At 70.9% G+C, this 16,689-nt stretch carries 12 protein-coding genes and 1 pseudogene; 8 read left to right on the top strand and 5 right to left on the bottom strand.

Annotation, left to right across the window (positions count from 1 at the left end):
• Nucleotide 1 precedes the first annotated feature (1 nt).
• Both HJD23_RS43765 and HJD23_RS14025 read left to right on the top strand, forming a co-directional pair.
• Nucleotides 2-118: pseudogene (locus HJD23_RS43765) on the top strand (short-chain dehydrogenase/reductase); the annotation flags it as partial.
• Nucleotides 119-375: 257 nt separating this feature from the next.
• Complete coding sequence (locus HJD23_RS14025; protein WP_171110053.1) at nucleotides 376-1,956, top strand: S8 family peptidase; 1,581 nt, start codon at nucleotides 376-378, stop codon at nucleotides 1,954-1,956.
• Between the two features lie 7 nt (nucleotides 1,957-1,963).
• On the opposite strand, the gene HJD23_RS14020 is transcribed toward HJD23_RS14025, so the two are convergent.
• Nucleotides 1,964-3,166, bottom strand: a complete 1,203-nt coding sequence (locus HJD23_RS14020; RefSeq protein ID WP_171110054.1) for a serpin family protein — start codon at nucleotides 3,164-3,166, stop codon at nucleotides 1,964-1,966.
• Nucleotides 3,167-3,268: 102 nt separating this feature from the next.
• Between HJD23_RS14020 and HJD23_RS14015 the strand changes: the two genes are divergently transcribed.
• From HJD23_RS14015 to HJD23_RS13990, 6 genes are all read left to right on the top strand, one after another.
• Nucleotides 3,269-4,516 (top strand): DUF4190 domain-containing protein, encoded by a 1,248-nt coding sequence (locus HJD23_RS14015; protein ID WP_171110055.1) that lies wholly within the window; start codon nucleotides 3,269-3,271, stop codon nucleotides 4,514-4,516.
• Between the two features lie 146 nt (nucleotides 4,517-4,662).
• Nucleotides 4,663-5,415, top strand: coding sequence for a GntR family transcriptional regulator (locus HJD23_RS14010; protein ID WP_171110056.1), 753 nt, complete (start codon nucleotides 4,663-4,665; stop codon nucleotides 5,413-5,415).
• Between the two features lie 334 nt (nucleotides 5,416-5,749).
• Nucleotides 5,750-5,938: an SPOR domain-containing protein gene (locus HJD23_RS14005; RefSeq protein WP_171110057.1), complete on the top strand. Its 189-nt coding sequence runs from the start codon at nucleotides 5,750-5,752 to the stop codon at nucleotides 5,936-5,938.
• 36 nt (nucleotides 5,939-5,974) lie between these two features.
• On the top strand, nucleotides 5,975-6,391 hold the full coding sequence (locus HJD23_RS14000) for a (deoxy)nucleoside triphosphate pyrophosphohydrolase (protein ID WP_171110058.1): 417 nt from the start codon (nucleotides 5,975-5,977) through the stop codon (nucleotides 6,389-6,391).
• Nucleotides 6,392-6,671: 280 nt separating this feature from the next.
• Entirely contained in the window at nucleotides 6,672-7,100 is a 429-nt protein-coding gene (locus HJD23_RS13995) for an ATP-binding protein (protein ID WP_171111670.1), read from the top strand.
• Between the two features lie 218 nt (nucleotides 7,101-7,318).
• Nucleotides 7,319-9,925, top strand: coding sequence for a SpoIIE family protein phosphatase (locus tag HJD23_RS13990; protein ID WP_171110059.1), 2,607 nt, complete (start codon nucleotides 7,319-7,321; stop codon nucleotides 9,923-9,925).
• A 13-nt stretch (nucleotides 9,926-9,938) separates the two neighbouring features.
• On the opposite strand, the gene HJD23_RS13985 is transcribed toward HJD23_RS13990, so the two are convergent.
• From HJD23_RS13985 to HJD23_RS13970, 4 genes are all read right to left on the bottom strand, one after another.
• A complete protein-coding gene (locus HJD23_RS13985) occupies nucleotides 9,939-10,862 on the bottom strand; it encodes an immunity 49 family protein (RefSeq protein WP_206326030.1) in 924 nt (307 codons plus the stop codon).
• Between the two features lie 187 nt (nucleotides 10,863-11,049).
• Complete coding sequence (locus tag HJD23_RS13980) at nucleotides 11,050-11,910, bottom strand: immunity 49 family protein (RefSeq protein WP_171110060.1); 861 nt, start codon at nucleotides 11,908-11,910, stop codon at nucleotides 11,050-11,052.
• Complete coding sequence (locus HJD23_RS13975; RefSeq protein ID WP_171134027.1) at nucleotides 11,907-14,909, bottom strand: hypothetical protein; 3,003 nt, start codon at nucleotides 14,907-14,909, stop codon at nucleotides 11,907-11,909. The genes HJD23_RS13980 and HJD23_RS13975 overlap by 4 nt, the downstream gene beginning before the upstream one ends.
• Nucleotides 14,910-15,011: 102 nt before the next feature.
• Nucleotides 15,012-16,622, bottom strand: a complete 1,611-nt coding sequence (locus HJD23_RS13970) for a hypothetical protein (RefSeq protein WP_171108185.1) — start codon at nucleotides 16,620-16,622, stop codon at nucleotides 15,012-15,014.
• Nucleotides 16,623-16,689: the final 67 nt, after the last annotated feature.

The raw sequence follows: 16,689 nt of genomic DNA, 5'->3' as shown, positions 1-16,689 counted from the left end.
GGTGAGCCGGACGCGTGCATACGTCTCCGGCGGCGACGGCACCCAGGCCGGGGACCCGGCGAAGGCGGCGGCGCTCATCCGGGTCGCGCTGGAGGCCGACCGGACGCCGCAGCGGCTTCGACGACTGAGCGACCGGCGAGGCCCTCCCGGAGCGGATTCGGCTCCGGGAGGGACTTGACGTGTCGTCATGTCAGCCGTATGGCGGCCCGGTTACATCCGTGCAGGGCCCTTGTGCAATTCCTGTGGAAGCCTCAATCTTTCGGCTGACGCACAGGTGTGAGCACAGTGTGGGTTGACATGTTCCTGCCCATCCGGTGAGCCGTCTGTGGCGTCGCCCCCACACCAGCGCACCACCGATTGAGGAGGACCCCTCAGATGGCAGTGATGCGTACTCCCCGCCGCACCTCGCGGCGAAGACTGGCCGCGATCGGCGCCCTGACCAGTACGGTGCTCGCCGCGGGCCTCGTCTCCGCCCTCCCCGCCCAGGCGGCCGAAGGCCACATCCAGTACGAGGGCGCGGCGAACGCCGTCGCCGACAGCTACATCGTGACCCTCAAGGCGGACCGGGCCCGCTCGGGCTCCGCCGAGGGACGCGCGCTGGCCAAGAAGTACGGCGCCTCCATCGAGCGTACCTATACCAAGGCCCTGAACGGCTACGCGATCGAGGCCGACGAGACCGAGGCGAAACGTCTCGCCGCCGACCCGGCCGTCGCCTCCGTCGTCCAGAACCGCACGTTCACCATCGCCGGGACCCAGCCCAGCCCGCCCTCCTGGGGCCTGGACCGCATCGACCAGCGCAACCTCCCGCTGAACAACTCGTACACCTACCCGGACTCGGCCGGGCAGGGCGTGACGGCGTACGTCATCGACACCGGCGTCCGCATCACCCACAGCGACTTCGGCGGCCGCGCCTCCTACGGCTACGACGCCATCGACAACGACAACACCGCCCAGGACGGCCACGGCCACGGCACCCACGTCGCCGGCACGGTCGCGGGCACCGCCTACGGCGTCGCCAAGAAGGCCAACATCGTGGGCGTCCGCGTGCTGAACAACTCAGGATCCGGTACGACCGCCCAGGTCGTCGCCGGTATCGACTGGGTCGCCCGGAACGCGGTCAAGCCGGCCGTCGCCAACATGTCCCTCGGCGGCGGCGCCGACTCCGCCCTCGACACCGCCGTACGCAACGCCATCGCCTCCGGCGTCACCTTCGCCGTCGCGGCCGGCAACGAGTCCACCAACGCCTCGACCAGGTCACCCGCGCGCGTGACGGAGGCGATCACCGTCGGCGCCACCACCAGCTCCGACGCCAGGGCGAGCTACTCGAACTACGGCTCGGTCCTCGACCTGTTCGCCCCGGGCTCGTCCATCACGTCCGCCTGGAACAGCAGCGACTCGGCCACCAACACCATCTCCGGTACGTCGATGGCGACCCCGCACGTCGCCGGAGCGGCGGCGCTCTACCTGGCCGACAACCCCTCGGCCACGCCCGCCCAGGTGTCCACGGCACTGACGTCCGCGGCCACCACCGGCGTCGTCGGCAACCCCGGCTCCGGCTCGCCCAACCGGCTGCTGTACGTCGGCGACGGTGGCGGCAACCCCGACCCGCCCGGCGACCGCTTCGAGAACACCGGTGACTACGCGATCAACGACAACGCCACCGTCGAGTCCCCGGTGACCGTCTCCGGCGTCTCCGGCAACGCGCCCTCGTCGCTGGCCGTCGAGGTGCACATCGTGCACACGTACATCGGTGACCTCCAGGTCCAGCTGATCGCCCCCGACGGCACGGCGTACACGCTGAAGTCGTACGGCACCGGCGGCAGCTCGGACAACATCGACACCACCTACACGGTGGACGCCTCTTCGGAGACCGCCAACGGCACCTGGAAGCTCCGCGTCAGCGACAACGCGTGGTGGGACACCGGGCGCATCGACGCCTGGGCGCTGCAGTTCTGACCCTCCATCACCTCTGATCGGCCGTCCCGTCCTCGCGGCAGGGCTCCGGGTCCGTGACCCAGCCCGCCGCGAGGACGAGGCGCGTACGGCGGTCGAGGGCGAGGAAGCCGAAGGGCCGGTCGAAGGTGGCGCGGGCGAGGGTGGTGACGTAACGGAACTCGGGAATCCCGGCCGCCGCCACGGCGACCGCCGTCACCGCTCCGGCCCGGAAGCCCAGCGCGCCGAACCGCGCCATCGCCGACTGCCGGGCCGAACCGACGGCCAGCGGGGCGTCACTGATGCCGGGGAAGTGGCCCTGCGTGGCGTCCCGCGCCGTCGTCAGCCCGAACAGGCGGTGCGCCGCCAGCAGATCGTGCTCGGCCGTCATGCCGTACGCCACCGTCCGCACCGAGAGCGTCGGCGGCTGCGGGGTGACGCATCGCGTCTTCTCGATGCGCAGGCCCGGTCCCGCGTCCCCGTACGGGAGCCGGGGCCCTGGCACCACCGGGTGCCGGCCCGCGAGGATGTCCACGCCCGCCGTCAGCACCTGCGCCGGTGTCATCCGCTCCTCGCCGAGCAGCAGGTGCACGCTGACGCCGTTGTCGCCCAGCACTTTCAGCTCGGTGACGGCACCGTCGGGCGTGTCGGCGATCCCGACCCGGTCCAGCAGGGCGCTCCGGCGGCTCAGCCCGACGAGGGTCCTGCCCCGCCAGGGGCCGTCGGCAGGCCACAGCGGCGTCTCCTCGAAGGGGCGAAGCCAGTCCGTCCGCAGGGCCAGCGCACTCGCCAGCACCATCTCGGTGCCGTCCGTGAGCCCGACCGGCATCCGCTCGATCAGTCCGCCGGTCCGCTTCTCCGCCCAGGCGTCGAGCGCCGCCCGGTCGGCACCGAGGTCGCCCGTGAGCACCCCGTGCGCCTCGGCGGGCAGCCCGGCCTCCCAGGTCTCCTTCAGCTCCAGCGTGCGCTTCCTCCACAGACCCAGGGCCGAGTCCAGGCCCGGGATCGAGGCCATTGCGGCGAGCAACTCGCGTGCGGCGCCCGCGGCTTGGCCGGCGGGCAGGCCGACCGCGTCCGCCAGCTCCGCCCGCGCCGCGCCCCCGACCCCGTCCGCGAGGAGGGCGAGCAGGGGCCACACCCCGGCCGCCGAGAAGGCCGTACCGTCCGTGACGGTCCGGGCCCAGCGGGCCGTCAGCCCGTTCACCGCGCCTGTCGTGGCCCGCGCAATCCGCATTCCGCCCCCGCTCGTCGCCCGCTTACCATGCGCCAGGTCCTACGACTCGCAGAGCCGTAGGCCCGTCCTCGTCCGCAGCCCTGAAACAGGAGCACCGTACCTGTGTCCATACCCCCGCCCCCTGGGCCCCAGCAGCCGCAGGACCCACAGGGTCCCTACGGCCCGTACCCGGCTCCGCACGCTCAGGGGCCGTACGGCGGTCAGGGACCGTACGGCGCCCAGGGACCGTACGGCGGTCAGGGGCCGGGGCCGTACGGTCCCCAGGGACCGGGGCCGTACGGCCCCCAGCCGCCGTACGGGCCGTGGGGTCCGTACCCGCCGCAGGGGCTGCCGCCGGTCAACGGTCTCGCGATCGCCGCACTCGTCCTCGGCATCCTCTGCTTTCTGCCGGCCGTCGGGCTGGTGCTCGGGCTGATCGCCTTGCGGCAGATCAAGCGGAAGGGCGAGCGCGGGAAGGGCATGGCGGTCACGGGGGCCGTGCTGTCGACCGTCGGGCTCGTACTGCTGACCGTGTCGCTCTCGACGGGCGCCGTGTCCGGCTTCTGGGAGGGCTTCAAGGAGGGCGCGCGGGACAGCGTGATCGCCTCGCCGGACAAGGGCGAGTGCTTCAACTTGCCCAGTGGCTCGCTGGAGGGGGAGACGTACGACGTCGACGTGGTGCCCTGCTCCGGCAAGCACGACGGCGAGGTGTTCGCCACCGTCACCCTGCCCGGCGGCGCTTTCCCCGGCAACGACCACATCACGACGGTCGCCGACGACAAGTGCTACGCGCTGACGGCCGACTACGCCATGGACAGATGGGCCCTGCCCGACGACGTCCACTGGTACTACCTCACCCCGACCCGGCAGAGCTGGAGCCTCGGCGACCGTGAGATCACCTGCTTCTTCGGCAACACGGACGAGCAGGGCAGCCTGACCGGCTCTCTGCGCAACGACGAGAGCACGCTCGACGCGGACCAGGTCGCCTACCTGAAGGCGGCCCGCGCCATCGACGCCGTACTGGTGGAGGAGCCCGAGGCGTACCCCGAGGAGGACCTCGCGGCGAACGGGGCGTGGGCGCAGGACGTGCACGACGTGCTGGCCGAGCAGGGCCCGGCGCTGGACGCGCACACCTGGCCCGCCGACGCCGAGCGGCCCATGGCCGACCTGGTGAAGGAGCTGGATTCGGCCCGGAAGGAGTGGGCGAAGGCGGCGGACGCCGGGGACGCGGACACCTTCTACGTGCACTACGACGAGGCCTACGGGTTCTACGACGGTCCGGCCACCGTCACCGCGCGCGAGGCCCTGGGGCTGGACACCAGTCCGCCCGCCGACGATTCGGCCGAGGGCGGCTCGGACACGGACGTGTGATCGCCTCTATAGCGGGGAGAAAGTGCCTGCGTAAGCCTGCGGGGGGCAGAAGTAATCACATCGAGTGATTCTCTGGCCTCCACTTGCCTGGCACAACCCAGGGTTGCCACGCTGTTGCTGTCTGTACAACCTGATGGGAGCGGCCAGTGACATTCGGTGAGCAGCCGGCGTACCTGCGCGTCGCGGGTGATCTCCGCCAGAAGATCGTCGACGGTCTGCTGCCGCCGCACACCCGGCTGCCGTCGCAGGCGAGAATCCGCGAGGAGTACGGGGTCTCGGACACGGTCGCGCTGGAGGCCCGCAAGGTGCTCATGGCAGAGGGGCTGGTCGAGGGCCGCTCCGGTTCCGGGACCTATGTGCGGGAGCGGCCCGTGCCCCGGAGCATCGCCCGCTCCGGGTACCGCCCGGCCAGTGGTGCCACGCCGTTCCGGCAGGAGCAGGCCGACGCCGCCGCGCGCGGCACCTGGGAGTCCAGCAGCGCGCAGGCCGAGGCGAGCGGCGCAGTCGCCGAGCGGCTCGGCATCCGGCCCGGCGACCGGGTGATGTGCACCAAGTACCTCTTCCGGGACAGCGGCGAGCCGATGATGCTGTCCACCTCCTGGGAGCCCCTCGCCGTCACCGGGCGTACACCGGTGATGCTGCCCGAGGAGGGCCCGCTGGGCGGCATGGGCGTCGTCGAGCGCATGGCCGCCATCGACGTCGTCGTGGACAACGTCACCGAGGAGGTCGGCGCCCGCCCCGGACTCGCCGAGGAACTGCTCGCGCTCGGCGGTGTCCCCGGACATGTCGTCCTCGTCGTGCAGCGCACCTTCTACGCATCCGGGCGCCCGGTCGAGACGGCCGACGTCGTGATCCCGGCCGACCGCTACCGGGTCGCGTATCACCTCCCGGTGAAGTAGCGCACAACTTTGCGGCAGTTGCTCCCGGCACAGAGGTGCCGGGGGCCTTTTCATATGCGTTCACACGCCGTCACGCGCCTTCACGAGGCGGTGGATTCCGGACGTTTTCGCAGGTGGCCCACGGCATGCCCGGTATGCCGCTGACCGGATGCGCGGAGGTGCGCGGGCGGCGCGTTCGACGTCGCGCGCCCCCCTGGTGCTGGCTTGTTGCGTACCTCTTTGTAAAAAGCCGTATTCGCTGCGTGAAGGTTGGGCGTAGGCTCGGGCATATGCGGATTGCGGTTTCCTTAGCGGGCGGGGCGCGCGGGCCGAGGGCGGGAAGCGGAGGGGCGCGATGAACGACAGCACGGTGACTCTTCCGTGGCTGGTCATACGGCAGGACGACGGCGGCAATCGCTACAGCGTGGGCAGGTATGCGACGCGGGCCGAGGCCCAGAAGATCGCGGACAGCCTCGACAGCCGGGGGCACAAGCAGCTCTATTGGGTCGAGCGCATCGGGCAGGCCGGGGAAGACCAGGCGTGAGCAGCGCCGCCCGGGCGCTCCCGTAGGCTCCGGCGCATGACGGAACGGATCGTGGTGGTGGGCGCCGCCCTGCTCGACGGCGGCCGACTCCTCGCCGCGCGCCGCAGCGCGCCCCCCGAGCTGGCCGGCCGCTGGGAGCTGCCCGGCGGCAAGGTGGAGCCGGGCGAGGCGCCCGAGGCGGCGCTGGTGCGGGAGTTGCGCGAGGAACTCGGCGTCGAGACGGAGGCCGTGCGGCGGGTGCCGGGGGAGTGGCCGCTGAGATCGCCGTACGTCCTGCAGGTGTGGACCGCACGGCTGCTGGCCGGATCTCCCGAGCCGAAGGCTCTCCAGGACCATGACGAACTGCGCTGGCTGACGGCCGGGACGCTGTGGGGTGTGGAGTGGCTGGAGCAGGATGTCGGGGCGGTGCGGGAGGTGGCGCGGATGCTTGACGCCGGTGGGGCGGAGGGCTGACGCATGACCGGGGTGAACCGCGGGCTCAATCGGGGCACGACGGGGTGAACCGCGGACTCGTAAAGGCGCGACCGGTGTGAGCTGCGGGGCTCGTAGGGGCGCGGCTGGCGTTGGGCTGCGGGGCTCGTAGGAGCGCGACCGGCGTGATCCGGCGCCGCGGCCGCCTTTCTCGGTGCGCGCCTTCGCCCCGTACGCCGTTGGTGCCACTGTGCGCCCTCCCTGGCGGTACTGCGCCGGGGATATCGGGTACGTGCCCATTAACCCCACGAAACCGGACATGGTGGGCTCACTGTCCTGGGAAGTGATCGGCGTGCTCGACACCGAAGGTGACCGCGTCGAGTGGACCTTTCCCGCCGACCCCACAGCCGTGCGCGCCGCGCGCTCCGTCGTCCGCCGCCAGTTGCACGGCTGGGCGCTCGACTGTGTCAGTGACACCACGGCACTGCTGGTCAGCGAACTGGTGACGAACGCGCTGCGGCACGCCACAGGCCCCATCGGAGTACGCCTGGTGCGCCCCGCCGACCTGCCCGACGTCCTGCTCGTGGAAGTCTCCGACCCCCTCCCGGACCTGCCCCACGAACGCGCCGCCCACCCCGAGGACGAGAGCGGGCGCGGGCTGCAACTGGTGGCCTCCTCCTCGCGCCGCTGGGGAACCAGGCCCGGGGAGTCGGGCAAGACGGTGTGGTTCGAACTCGCCGTCCCGGGTTGAATGCGGGATCCGACCGGAAGCCGTTGCCCGAAGGCGTGATTCGAGGGCGTGTCCCCTGGTTAGAAGACTGGAAGTGTTGTCGCGGCACGGTCCGAAAACCGCCTGGACCGTGCTGTGATCGTGAACACCGTGTTGTGCGGCGCCGTAGTGCTGGATACTGCGGGCAGCCGCCCCCGGTGACCGGTGCCGGACGCGGTGAGCTGGAGGGGACGGTTCGCGTGAGCGAGATACCAGCGAAGGCCACGGAGTCCGAGGACCCGTCGGACGGCGCAAGAACACGGGCCGCGGGTGCCTACGGAGAGCCGGCGTCTTCCGATGCGCTGTGGCAGAGCAGTCCGCCCGGCTCGATCTACGACTACATCAAGGTCGCGTCCTTCTCCATCGGCCCCGACGGACTGATCGAGCAGTGGAGCCTGCGCGCCGAGAACCTCTTCGGCATCCCGGCCGCGCGCGCCGTCGGGCTCGATCCCATCGATGCGTTCATCGACCCCGATCTGCGCGCGCGCGGACAGCGGAAGATGGCCGAGATCCTCGACGGGCGGGAGTGGACCGGTGTCGTGCCCTTCCGGCTGCCGGACACGGCCGACGGCGGGCGCGGCGGCACGGGGCTCGCCGAGGTCTATGTGATGCCGACGCGCACCGAGGACGGCGAGAAAGCGGCCGTCTGCATCGTCGTCGACGTACGCGTGCTGCGCCGTATCGAGACCGACCTCGCCGCCTCGCAGTCGATTTTCGGTCAATCCCCGTTCGGCTTCCTGCTGATCGACCCCGACCTGAAGGTGCGGCGCGCCAACCAGCGGTTCGCCTCCGTCTTCGGCGGCACGCCCGACGACCACCGCGGCCGCGGGGTCCACGACTATCTGCCGCGCGGTGAGGCCGAACGGGTCGCCGCGACCCTGCGCCGGGTCCTGGACACCGGCGACAGCATCACGGACATGCACGTCACGGGCTTCGTACCCGGCTCCGACGAACGCCGGCACTGGTCGGTCAACCTCTACCGGGTGCACAGCGGAAGCGGCCGCCCGATCGGCATCGCCTGGCTCGGAATCGACATCACCTCCCGTCGCGCCGCCGCCCGCGAGGCCGCCGCCGCCCGGCGCAATCTCGCCCTCCTCAACGAGGCCGGTGCGCGCATCGGCAACTCCCTCGACCTGGAGACCACCGCGCGCGAACTCCTCGACGTCGTCGTCCCCGGCTTCTGCGACCTGGCCACGGTCGACCTGTACCAGGGCCTGCTGGTCGGCGACCAGATCCCGCAGGGTCTCGCCGACGGCAGCGCCGAACTGCGCCGCGTCGCCTTCGCCAGCGCGGTCTCCGACGCGCCCTTCGCCGGCACCGGCAAGCCGGTCACGGTCGGCGCGGTCCACCACTACCCCTTCAACTCGCCCTGCGCCGACGCCCTGCGCACGGCCCGCCCGCGGACCGTCCCCGCCGAGGAGGGGGGCCTCGTCCAGTCCACCCTCGCCGTGCCGATGGTCGCCCACGACACCGTCGTAGGACTCGCGCAGTTCGCACGGACGAAGGGCAGCGAGCCGTTCGGCGACCGGGACCGCGACCTGGCGGTGGAGCTGGCCGCGCGGGCCGCCGTCTGCATCGACAACGCGCGCCTGTACCGCCGTGAGCACGAACGCGCGTTGATACTGCAACGGTCCCTGCTCCCGCCCGGCGACCCGGTCGCCTCCGGCCTCGACATCGCCTGCCGCTACCTGCCCGGGAACGCCTCCACCGGCCGCCCCAGCGAGGTCGGCGGCGACTGGTTCGACGTCATCGAACTGCCGGGTCACCGTACGGCGTTGGTGGTGGGCGACGTCATGGGCCGCGGCCTGCGCGCCGCCGTCGCCATGGGCGAACTCCGTACGGCGGTCCGCACGCTGGCCCAGCTCGACCTCGAACCGGCCGAGGTGCTCTCCCACTTGGACGAGATCGCCCGCGGCCTGGGCACCCCCGGCGGCATCCAGCAGGCCACGCGGGCCGCCCGCCGCCCCCGCGAGGCGGACCTGTCCGAGGTGTACCTGGCGACGTGCGTGTACGCGGTCTACGACTCCGTCACCCGCCGGTGCACCTTCGCCAACGCGGGCCATCTGCCGCCGGTCCTGGTCGAACCCGGCGAGGCGGCACTGATGCTCGACGTACCGCCGGGACTGCCGCTGGGCGTGGGCGGGGAGCCGTTCGAGGAGGTCGAGGTGGAACTCCCCGAAGGCGCGCTTTTGGCTCTCTACACGGATGGACTGGTCGAATCCCGCGACCACCCGCTGGACGAGGGCCTCCAGGCCTTCGTCGGGGCGCTCACCGACCCGGCCCGCCCGCTGGAGGACGTCTGCGACCAGATTCTCAACACCCTCGACACCCACCACGGCGAGGACGACATCGCCCTGCTCATGGCCCGCGTCCAGGGCCTGCCCGCCGAGTCGGTCGGCGACTGGACGCTGCCGCGCGAGCCGCGCAGCGTGGGCCGGGCCCGGGAGTACGCGCGCGGCCAGCTCCTCAGCTGGGACATGGAGCCGCTGGTCGACACGACGGAACTGCTGGTCAGCGAACTGGTCACGAACGCGCTGCGGTACGGCGAGGGCGAGATCAGACTCCGTCTGCTGCTGGACCGCACCCTGGTCTGCGAGGTCTGGGACTCGGGCCTGGTCCAGCCCCGCCGCCGCCGCGCCCGCGACACCGACGAGGGCGGCCGCGGCCTCCAACTCGTCGGCCTGTTGTCGGCCGCGTGGGGCTCCCGCCGGACCCACCGCGGCAAGACGGTGTGGTTCGAACTGCCGTTGCCGGACGGGGAGAACGGGGTGGTGGATCCGGCGGAGGCGTTGTTGAGTCTGTTCTGACGCGTGTGGCGGCTCAGCCGCTCACCGACGGAGCGCCTTCTGGGGCATTCAGCAAGGCCTGCGGCAGGTAGGCGGATCGGACGCGCAAGTTCCAGCCGTGTACCTGGACTGCCAGAGCGGCCAGGACGATCGTCCTCTGCGGCAGCAGGCTTCGGGGCGCCGCATCAGAGGGCGCGCTTTCCCTGTGCTGGACAAGGCGATGCGCCATGGCCTGTTCGAACTTCGGCTGGTCATCCTCCAAGAGCACGCGCAACAACTGCTGGTCCGGCGTCAAGGCGCCGAGGGCGTCTAGACTCAGCGCGGCATCAAGACGCTCGTCGACCTCCGGCATGCACAACGTCACCGAGGGCCAATCCCGGGGCAGATGACCACGGGCCTTGGTCAGGTAGCAGGCAAGGGTGTCCATCTCCACCAGTTCCGCCGGATCCGATTTCGATTCCAGCTGTGAGTACGGCACACCGTCGTGGATCGTGGACGCGTGGCCGCGCAGCAGCAGCCCGATGACGCGGTCGCGTTCCCAGACCATGCCGCTGATCACGCACAGAGCGAAGGCGTCCAACCAGTCCCTCGCGGTGGACGCGTGCTCCACGGCGGCCCCGAGATCCTTGCCCTCGCTGCTGATGCTCTCGTCGATGAGAGGAAAAAAGATCTCTTGGTCCCCGTTGGGATGGCAGCCAAGATCCAAGAATCCCAGGGAGCACTCAGCCGCGGTGCGCAGGACGACACGTGACGGGGCGGTGCTGAGCTGGGGGTCCGTCACTGTGCGGGCAGCGACGTGGTCGAGGAGGTCGTCACGCATCGCCTGCAGTTCCTCATCGGAGTAGCAGTCGTATTGCATCGTGTGCCAGCGGCGGTGCACTCGCCGCTCGATGCCCTCCAGCGCCTGCTCGATCCGCTGCTCACTCATGTCATGCCGAGCTATGTCCTTGATCGTCATGCGCACCATCCTGGCAGCCGCCACTGACATCCCCGCTGCCCGGCGCAGCGGGACTCGGTCAGGGGCGTGGGTTCCTCTTGGACGGACTGGCGGAGATGCTGGCCTTCAACGCGGAGACCGAGGGGGTCATCGGTCAGGTGAGGTTTTACGAGGATGATCTGCCCGAACTCCTCGAAGCGACTGAGGCTCAGACCTCGAACTCGCCGAGCCAGCCGCGCTGGAGGAGGTGCTTGGGGAGGTAGTCCGACTCCACCTCGATCGGGATTTCTCCGTCGTAGGCGAGACAGGCGATGGCGAGCGGGCCCAGGGCGACACGGCCCTCGGGGTCCTTCGCCCGGTCCTCGTCAGCCATCCAGTACGCCTTGTGCAGCTCCAGGGCCTCCACGAGGGCCTGGTTGAAGCCATCGTGGTCCTTGCGCAGGAAGCGGTAGAAGAGGTTGATCGGCGGATACAGAACGTTCTGCAGCAGATCACGGGGCGCGACGGTCGCCACATCGGGGTTCGAGCCCTGCAGCGCCGCGGTTAGTTCCTCCACCATCCCCGGCCGCTGCAGCCAGTACGCCTGCAGGGCGGCCACCCAGTGGTAGACGTACTCGTCGAACTGGCCCTCGGGAGAGCGCAGGCGGTCCATCGGGATCTCACAGAGCCGGGTCATGCGTTTCTGGTCGCGGCAGATGATCGAGAGCCAGAATGTGGTGAGCCAGCTCCCGGCATCGGCGTACGGGCGAGGACCGAGAGCCGGGATGTGACGGATCTTGTGGTTGATGCGACAGTCGACGGCCCCCTCGCTCTGCCCGGTCACGGCGAACAGCGCCGAGCCGAACTGCAGGGCGTTGACGGTCGCCTCCCACGTTTCGAGCTGGGCGGCGCGGGGGTCCACGGTGCAGTGGGCCTGCACGCTGAGCAGGGCCGTGCTGAACATGAAGTCGATCTTGTTGGGGTGTCGCTCGATCTTCTCAGCGTCCGCGGTGACCTCTTCACTGAGCGCCTCGGCCCAATTCGCGGAGTCAGGGCCGGGTCCTCCGTGGCGGGCGATCTTGACGGTCACGGGGTGCTCCTGTCGGCGATGTCGAACTGCCTCATGCTGTAGCCAGCGTACTCGCCGGCGTTTTCCTGGCCCTTGACGACTATGTAGTCAAGCTTGCCCTCGTCCAACGCCTCTTCCAGTTCTCGCGCGAGACGCCGTTCGGACAAGTTGGTTTCACCACGCTTCTTCATCTCGCGGATGATGTCCAGGAAGTACTCTCTCGTCCCCTGGGAGACCCGCTTGCCGCTGGGTAGATTGCGGGCTCCCAGATCGGTCTTCACGTTGCTCTTGGCCTCGACAACGACGAAGCCGCCGTCCTCGCGCCGCCACACCTGGTCGAACTGGTCGTTGCCGTTGGCGGGGCCGTCCAGTGGCTCCCGGGTGGCGTTCGGGTAGTGCTCCGGAATGACGTGGTGCTCGGCGATGGCCTCGCCGTACGCCTCCGCGTTGTCCCGCATGTCGCGGTGCGCGGCCTTGTACTCGTAGGTGCGCTCGACCTGATCCCAGTGCGTGTCGGGCGTGGGGTTGTTCTTGTGCGCCTCTACGGCCTCGGCCTTGTGGCCGGCGGCGGCTGTGTCATAGCCGATGGCGTAGTGCCGATTCGCCGCTGCCTCGTCGAGAGTCCTGAGAGCCTCGGGGCTCGCGGTCTCGCGCCCGACCTTGATCGCGTCGCCGAGGTAGTGGGGCCGGATGGGGTCCGGCGCGTCCTTGACCGAGATCCAGGGGTGCTGGGGTGACTCCCGGGTCAGCTGGGGAGGAGTCGTCCCACTCTCGTCGGTGAACTCCAGGTTCTTACGGTTTCCGTTGGACTTGTAGAACTCCTCGAAATACCCGGGTTCGTGGTTGGCACGGTAGACCTGGATCTCGTGGACCTGCTCCGGTGTGAGCGAGCCCTCCGGTCCGTAGGGGTTGTCGCCTTCACGCATGAAGCTGGGCCGGGCGGCTCCCGCGTCCCGGGCGGGTGCGCTGCCTTCCGGCGTGGGCGCCGCGTTGTCCCCGCCTGCGGCGGCCTCGTCGCCGGTACGGCCGATGTCGTCCAGCCCGCCGCCCGTCGGGCCGTCGGCGCGGGGCAGCGTGTCGGTGGTGCTGCCGCCGGGCAGGTCGTGGCTGCCGGTCGGGCCACGGCCGAGGTCGTCGGCGCGGCCGCCGGGGAGGTTGTCGCCGACGTTGCCCGGAAGATGGGTGTCCACGCTGTTGGTCGGCATGTTGTCGCCGACCCCGCCCCCGGGGAGGTTGTCCGCGGTGCCGCCGGGGAGGTGGTTGCCCAGACCGGTGCCAGGCAGGTCGGTGCCCGCGTGGACGGCTGGGGTGACGGGGACGTCCTCGCCGACGCGGCCGATGTCGCCCAGGTCGTCGAGGCCGTCGCCCAGGCGGATGTGCTGGCCCGCCTGCTCGGCGGTGTGGGCTGCCGCGCCGGCCATGGCCGGTTCGCGGAGTGGGGAGTCCACGCGGGGGACGTCCGCTCCGGCGGGCGGGGTGCCGGTGTCGGGCTGGTCGACGAGGTCGCCGGGGCCGTCGTCGGACTTCTGGATGACGTTGCCGCCCTCGTCGAGGATGTTGCCGTCGGGGTCGTAGTAGCGGGCCGGGGCGCCGTCCTCGGTGGGCAGCTTCACCGTGCCCTCCGGCAGGGCCGGGGCGTCGTCGGGCAGCTTGACCGCGCCCTCGGGCAGCTCCACCGCGCCCGCGGGAACCGGGGTGCCTTCCGGGAGCCTGACCGCGCCGTTGCCCAGGTCGACCGCGCCCGCGGGGAGCGGGGTGCCCTCGGGCAGGGTGACCGCACCGCCCTCGGGGATCCGGATGCCGCCCGCCGGGATCGCCGCGCCTTCGGGGAGGTTCACCGTGCCGTCGGGCAGCCGGACCGCGCCCTCGGGCAGGGTGATCGCGTTCTCCGGAAGCGCCGGGATGTCGATGGTGCCGACGCCCTTCAGCGCCGCACTGATGTCCCCGATCTTCGACAGACCGGCCCCCGCGCCCTTGGCGATGTACGTCATCGGGTCGATGGCCCTCGCCGTCGTGCCCAAAACCCGCGCCACCGCACCGGCCTTGCCCGCACCCGCCACACCGGCGCCCGCACCACCCGTGAACACCGTCGTCAACACATTGAAGGTGACCGCACCGGCCGCCCGGGCAGGGTTCTTGCCCCACTCGTCCCACGCCACCAGCGCCTTGCCCGTCTCCTTCATCGCGGTGCGCGAATCACGGATCCAGGACGGCAACTTGTCGTCCGGCAACGCCCAGAACAGGGTGCCCACCCCGGGGATCGAGGAAAGCGCCAGACCGGTCGCCAGCTGCGCCAGGCCCTTCCAGGCCTGCCCCATCGCCTCCCAGCCGCCGAAGCCGACCAGCGTGCCCAGACCCTTGATCGTGCCCCAGATACCGTCGACGATCAGGCCGTCCCACACGAACGACTTCACCCAGTGGCCGACCTCGTACCAGTGATGCTTCTCCTCCACCGGGTCACCCCAGGGAAGCTTCGCATTCTTCATGTCCTCCGCGGAGAACCCGTACTGGTCCGCACGCTCCGAACCATCACCGGCCACCATCTGCGTCCCGCCCCACAACGCGGTGATCTTGTTGTGGCACGTCCGCTCCGCCGCCCAGAACGCGGCCACCGTCGCGGTGATGTCATCACGCAGCTGGTTGTGCTCGCCGACCTTGTCCTCGTCGTACTCCCACTCGTCATCGTCCCTGACCGAGTCGACGAACGTCTGTGCCTTGGTCTTGAGCTCCTTCAACTTCGCGACCAGCGGGCGGATTTCGGTGGCATACGACGACAGCGCACCCGACACCTTCTCCAGGTCATCGGCGAAAGCGTCCGCGCGGTCCTTCACCGGCTTGGTCGTGGCGAACAGCTGCTCGGCTTCCGGCGCCTGGTAATACGCCGACAAGCCCTGGAACTGGGAATGCACATCAGCGCCCGCGTCCCGGACGTTCCCCGCGTCCGTCTTCAGCGCCGCGTAGTCCGTCTCCAACTGCGCCAGGTCACCGGTGAACTGTGGGATCTGTTCCGGCTTGATCACGCTCAACCGCCCCCGCTCGTCCGCGCGTCATCGGACCGACTCTCCATCAGATCCGATCATCATATAAGAGGGGGCGTTGCGTCTGACGGGGCGCGAAGTTTGTTACCAGAGTGGGAAGTTGCGGCGCGCACGGGTCCGCGGCCCGCCGAAACTCGCGGGTGCGCCGGGAGTTGAGTCCTCGGGCAGCAGGATCCCCCCGAGCAGCGCTCCGCCGATGCCGGTGGAGTGCGGGGCCGTTCCGGCAACCGGCGTGCCGTGCATACGGACGTCCTGTTCGGCCAGATGCAGGGCCGTGCGGGCAAGGGTGTCCGCGGTGAGGGCCTCCTCGGTCAGGAGACGTTGCGCCGCCGCGAGGCGTGTCCGGGCCTCGGCCCCCACCACCCCCCGATGCGTCGCCACGAAGTCGCCCGCCGCCGCCGTGGCACTCCGGGCGACCAGCTCACCGGCCACCGGCAGCACCCCGGCCCGCCCCGCCGCGACCGGCATGACGGCCCGCACGATCCGGCGCAGGGTGTCGAGGGGGTCGTACGGCCCGGTGGTCAGCGTTTCTCGTACGGCGGTCAGGACCGCGTCGGCGTGCATGATGCGCGACTCCAGCTCGCCGAGCGGGATATCGGCTTCGGCACCCCTCATCATTTCCGCCACGCGTTCCCGCGCCCCCGCGATCTCCGCCTCCGCGCCCGTGAGGGTCGCCGGTATCAGCGTCCCGGCCGTCGACACCTCTCCGGCGAGGCGGTCGACGGCGGTCACGAAGATCGCGGCCTGATCGACCGCGCCCTCGGCCACGCGTAGGTGGGCGGCGGCGCGCTCGGGCTCGCCCAGGTCGGCGGACTGCCGGGCCTGGTTGAGGTGGAGGGTGGTGAACACCAGGCGATCCTTCGCCTGTTCGACGAACCCGACGACCGGGGCCGCCGCCGTGGACGCGTACCGCCTGCCGAGCTTCGCCAGGGCCGCCTCCGCGGTCGACGTACGGCCCGCCACCGCACGGAACCTCGCCTCCGCGACCTCCAGCGCCGCCCCGATCCCCCGCTCCAGTCCCCGCACCGCGTCGAACCCCGCCGCCTCCGCGTCCAGCCGCCGCCCGGCCTCCGTGCACCGTCCGACGATCCCGGCGAGCGCCTGCCGCCGGGCCGATGCCTCGGACGGGACCCCGTCGTCGTACCGCTGCCGCATCGCGAACGCGGCCGACAGCTCCCACTCCGCCTCCCGTACCGCCCGGGCGAAGGGGGCCATCGCCTCACGGCCCGACGCGGCCTCGGCGAAGGCGAGTTCCTCGCGGCTGGTGTGTACGCAGTCGTCGGCCTCGACCAGTGACTCCTGTGCCTGTTCGTCGAGTTCGGGCAAAGGGGAGGGGGTGGGGAGCGTGGCGGACGGGAGGCCCCCCGGTGTCGTGCGGGTGCGGGTCCGTCGGGCCCGGCGGACGTAGGCGTACACGGCCAGCACCGCCGCCGCGCCCAGGGCGATGAGCGGGAGGACGAGGTCGGCGGTGGGCGTCTCCTCCACCGTCACCTCCACGTCCTCCTGCGCCGCCGCGCTCGGGGCGGGGCCCACCGGAGTGATCACGCTCGGACGGTCACCGCTCGACGAGGCCGTCAGCTCGGGCCACAGCAGCCACAGGACCGCGACCACCCCGCCGATCAGCCCGTGCGCGACCCGGATGGATATGTGCGAGGTCGCGCGCCGGGGTCGGCCGCGTAGCGAGGGTGGCGTCACATTTCGGAGCGTATGAGCAGGAATGCGGCTCCGCGAGTGGTGTGCGTCCCTTACGGGAACACGGCGG

Source organism: Streptomyces sp. Z423-1 (assembly GCF_013009255.1).
Taxonomy (GTDB): Bacteria; Actinomycetota; Actinomycetes; order Streptomycetales; family Streptomycetaceae; genus Streptomyces; species Streptomyces gossypiisoli.
This window is presented reverse-complemented; position numbering and strand designations above follow the sequence as displayed.